This is a genomic window from Dolichospermum sp. UHCC 0260 (assembly GCF_009711985.1).
Classification (GTDB): Bacteria; Cyanobacteriota; Cyanobacteriia; order Cyanobacteriales; family Nostocaceae; genus Dolichospermum; species Dolichospermum lemmermannii.
Map to the genome: position 1 here is coordinate 28260 of NZ_VIKZ01000024.1, position 4815 is coordinate 33074.

Annotated in this window: 3 protein-coding genes; 1 reads left to right on the top strand and 2 read right to left on the bottom strand. The window is 37.8% G+C overall.

Annotated elements, in window-relative coordinates; all coding sequences use genetic code 11:
- The first annotated feature begins 30 nt into the window (after positions 1-30).
- Positions 31-1848, top strand: coding sequence for a signal peptide peptidase SppA (gene sppA, locus FJR08_RS11250; RefSeq protein ID WP_168633212.1), 1818 nt, complete (start codon positions 31-33; stop codon positions 1846-1848).
- 125 nt (positions 1849-1973) lie between these two features.
- Here sppA and FJR08_RS11255 read toward each other — a convergent pair whose 3' ends face one another.
- Both FJR08_RS11255 and FJR08_RS11260 read right to left on the bottom strand, forming a co-directional pair.
- Positions 1974-3410 carry an FAD-binding domain-containing protein gene (locus FJR08_RS11255; protein ID WP_168633213.1) on the bottom strand — a complete coding sequence of 479 codons (1437 nt, stop codon included), beginning with the start codon at positions 3408-3410 and terminating at the stop codon, positions 1974-1976.
- Positions 3411-3540: 130 nt separating this feature from the next.
- Positions 3541-4812: a dihydroorotase gene (locus tag FJR08_RS11260; protein ID WP_168633214.1), complete on the bottom strand. Its 1272-nt coding sequence runs from the start codon at positions 4810-4812 to the stop codon at positions 3541-3543.
- Positions 4813-4815 lie beyond the last annotated feature (3 nt).

The window sequence follows — 4815 nt, forward strand, 5'->3', positions numbered from 1 at the left end:
AACAACGAACAACTGACTTATAAATAACCAATGAATAATTTTCTTAAACAAACCTTAGCAAGTTTAATTGGCAGTTTACTAGGACTGACAATTTTCTCTGGAGTCAGCACAGTGGGATTCTTATTAATATTAATTGCGGTTGCTAGTTCTCAAAGTTCAACCCCAACAGTGAAAGATAAGTCAGTTTTAGTTTTCGACTTGTCTATGAATATCACCGATAGTGAACCTAATTCCAGTCAATTATTGCAAAAAACTTTTAGCGGTGTTGAAGAAAATAACATCACATTGCGGAAAGTTGTGGAAACCTTAGATAAAGCCGGACGTGATCAAAATATTGTGGGTATTTATATAGATGGAACTAATGCTAATAGTGCAGTTGGTTATGCTTCCTTGAAAGAAATCCGTCAAGCATTAGAAAAATTCCGCAAAACTGGCAAAAAAATAATTGCTTATAGTACAGATTGGAGTGAAAAAGAATATTATTTAAGTTCTGCAGCCAATCAAGTTATAGTTAATCCTATGGGAGCAATGGAAATCAACGGTTTAAGTTCACAACCAATGTTCTTAGCGGGGGCATTTGAAAAATACGGTGTTGGTGTGCAAATTGTGCGGGTGGGTAAATTTAAGGGTGCAGTAGAACCGTTAATCCTCAATAAACTCAGCCCAGAGAACCGGGAACAAACGCAGAAATTGTTAGATGATGTGTGGGGAGAGTGGCGGAAATCTGTGGGTACAAGTAGAAACATTCTACCCCAAAAATTGCAAGCGATCGCTAATAGTCAACCAATTTTAGAAGCCACAGCAGCTAAATCTAATGGTTTAGTAGATACAATTGCTTATGAAGATCAAGTATTCACTGGCTTAAAAAAATTAACTGGTAACAGTGAAAAAGATAAAACATTCACAAAAATCAGCTTGAGTAATTATGCAGAAGTTCCTGGAAAATCCTTAGATTCAGATCATAAAATTGCCATTGTTTATGCAGAAGGAGAAATAGTCAACGGTAGCGGTGACGAAGGACAAATTGGCGGTGATAACTTTGCAAAAGTATTCTCAAAAATTAGGCAAAATAATCAAATAAAAGCAGTAGTTTTAAGAATTAATAGCCCTGGTGGTAGTGCTACCGCAGCCGAAATCATGCAGCGAGAAATCAAATTAACTCGTCAAATTAAACCCGTCATCGTTTCCATGGGAGATATAGCTGCTTCTGGTGGCTATTGGATTGCAAGTGATTCCAATCGCATTTTTGCCCAAGCTAACACAATTACAGGTTCTATTGGTGTTTTTGGCGTATTATTTAATGGTCAAAAATTGGGCAATAATAATGGCATAACTTGGGATACAGTTAAAACGGCTCAATATGCAGATCAACAAACCATTTCCCGTCCTAAATCACCTCAAGAATTAGCAGTTTATCAACGCAGTGTTAACCGCATTTATAACCTATTCTTGGAGAAAGTTTCCCAAGGACGGAAAATCCCAACTGCAAAAGTAGCAGAAATCGCCCAAGGAAGAGTTTGGTCAGGAACAGCAGCCAAACAAATCGGTCTAGTTGATGAAATTGGTGGGTTAAATGTAGCCATTGAATATGCAGCTAAACAAGCAAAATTAGGAACTGATTGGGAAATACAAGAATATCCCAGAGTTAGTACATTTCCAGAACGCTTATTTGGTAAAAAATTAGATGAAACAAAAGCCAAACTAGGAATAGAAAAAACCCAAACTAAAAATTCCAACCCCCTCATAAATGAATTGGGAAAATTACAACAGGAAATAAAAACTTTACAAACAATGAATGACCCTCAAGGGATTTATACTCGTTTACCCGTTAACTTCAAAATTGAATAGGGAATAATTATTAATCCAACTCCTCCTAGTAGTCTATCAATCCAAAAATGACGGATGAAGACAAGCAGGGTGAGCAGGAATAGAACCATTAACCGTTAAAATGTCTTTGACAGACTACTTGTTAATTAACTAATAGCTTTTTGTTGCTGATATAACTGCTTAAATAAAGCTTGCTGTTGTTTATGATCAACAATTGGTTGCGGATAATTTGTTCCATAATAATCTAACGGGGGAATTTTCCCAGTTACCAAATATTCTGGATCTACATAACGCAATTCTGGTATCCATTGCCGAATATACTCTGCTTCTGCATCAAATTTTTGGGTTTGACTAGCTGGATTAAAAATGCGTAATGGTTGGGGGTCCATACCACTAGAAGCACTCCATTGCCAACCTCCATTATTAGCAGATAAATCACCATCAATGAGTTTCTGCATAAAATATTTTTCTCCCCATTGGGGATTAATAATTAAATCTTTAGTCAAAAAACTGGCAACAATCATTCTACATCTATTGTGCATCCAGCCTGTTTCATTTAATTGCCGCATAGCCGCGTCAACTATAGGATAACCTGTTTTGCCCTCACACCAAGCCTGAAAATATGTTTTATTATTTTGCCAAGGGAAGGTTTTAAAAGTGTCTCTATATGCACCGTTAGCTAAGGCTGGAAAATGGTACATACAGTGTTGAAAAAATTCCCGCCATGCTAATTCTTTTTGCCATGTTTGGATACTGGCATTTACTTCTTCACTATTACTATTTGCTAAGGCTTCTATAGTAGTTTGCCAAATAGTTCTCATCCCAATAACACCAAACTTCAAAGCTGCACTTAATTGAGATGTACCATGAATTGCGGGAAAATTCCGCTGTTCTTGATATCCATTAATAGCAGCTTTGGCAAAATTATCTAATTTTTCTTGTGCTGCCAATTCTCCGGGAGAAATTATTAATTCTGCATCCCAAATAAAACCTAAATCTTCAGCAGCAGGTAAATTAATTGTTCCCTCTTGTTGAGCAATTTCTTCTTCTTTAGCTGTTAAATTCTCTAGATTTGCTAAAGTTTTAACAGGTTTAGCTTTAGATTTAGTAATCCAATTTTTCCAGAAAGGAGTATAAACAGTATAGGGAGTTTTTGTACCGCTAAAAATTTCCGTTGGAGAGTGCAATAATTGATCCCAATTATAGTTAAGAAATTCAATTCCTTCAACTTTCAAAGCCTCACTTACTGCTAAATCTCTTATTTGGGAATAAGGTTCAACATCCCAATTCCAAAATACAGCTTTAGCTGTTAATGCTGCTGCTAATTTGGGAATTGCAATAACAGGATCATTTTGTAAAATTAATAATTGACTACCCGCTTGCTGATATCTTTCCTGAAGAGATTGCAAACAGCCAATCATATATTTTACCCTAACGGGGGCAATATCATCACCTTCGAGAATTTGGGGATCTAGACAAAATACACCCACAATCTTCGCACTTCTTTCTCTAGCCGCAGCTAGTCCCGTATGATCAGAAATGCGTAAATCTCGACGATGCCAAAACAAAATTAGATCAGACATGGAATATTAATATAGTTCTGATATACTAAATAAGATTATACCAACTTTATGTAAAGCTGCACAGAATAATCATCATTCATATTTATCTGTGTTTATCCGCGTTCATCTGCGTTCAAATAATCTTAAAATCTTACAATTTAGTATTACACCAAACTTGCACAACCCGACCTGTAAGTTCTTGACCAAACCAAGGAGTATTATAAGCAAGTGTCTGAAGATTTGCCTTATTTACATTCCAAATTTGCAGAGGATTAAATAAAGTTAACTCGGCTTTTTCACCAGGTTGAATAGCTTTAACTTCTTGTTGTAAACAAGCCGCAGGTTGATGACTCAAAACGCGCCATAATTCCAAAGCTGTAAATTCCCCAGTCGCTACGAGATTTTGCCAAAGTAGGGGTAATGCTAATTCTAAACCAATTGCCCCCGGCGGTGATTCGGCAAAGGCTTGAACTTTCTCCTCATAAGTATAAGGTGCGTGATCAATAGCGATCGCATCTATTACCCCTGTTCTTACCGCTTCCCGCAAGCATAGCATATCTTGGTGATTTCCCAAGGGCGGATCTAAATGCAAAGATGTGTGATAACTTCTAATAGCTGCTGTATCTAGTAAAACGTGCATCCATGTGGTACTAGCGGTAACAGGCACACCTTGAGCTTTAGCTTGAGCAATTAATTCGACACTGCGAGCAGTGGAAACACGCATAATGTGGACTGGTGTACCAATATCCGCAACTAATTCTAATAATGCGGCAATAGCCGTTGTTTCCGCACTGGCTGGAATCGGGGGTAAACCTATTCGCAAGGCTTCCGCACCTTCTCGCATCCTACCATTAGCCGCTAAATGGCGATCGCATGGCCAAAAAGCCACCGGTTTGCCAAAGGGTTGCAGATACTCCAAAACCCGTCTGACTATCCCCAAATTGTCCCAAGGTTTAGCATCAGTAAAACCCACAACCCCCGCTGCGGCTAAATCTGCTACCTCTGTTAATTGTTTACCTGCTAAATCCAAGGTAATTGCCCCCCAGATGTGCAAATGGGGACAAGGTTTTTCCCTATCTCTCTGTTGCTGTAAATGTGCCACTAAAGCGGGTTTATCAATAGATGGTGATGTATCTGGTAAAACACCAATTCTAGTAAAACCACCCGCTGCGGCAGCTTGTAATAAAGAACTTAAAGTTTCTCGTTCTTCAAATCCAGGTTCGCCTGAATGACTATATAAATCAACTAATCCAGCCCCAAGAATTAAGCCTTGACAATCACGAATAGAAGTATCAGCACTAAAATCTGTAATTTGTGGGACGATCTCTTGAATATAACCATCAATAATTAATACATCTGTTACTGTGTCAGTTTTCTGCACAGGATCAATTACTCTTACTTGTTTTAATAGTTCTTTAGTCATTGG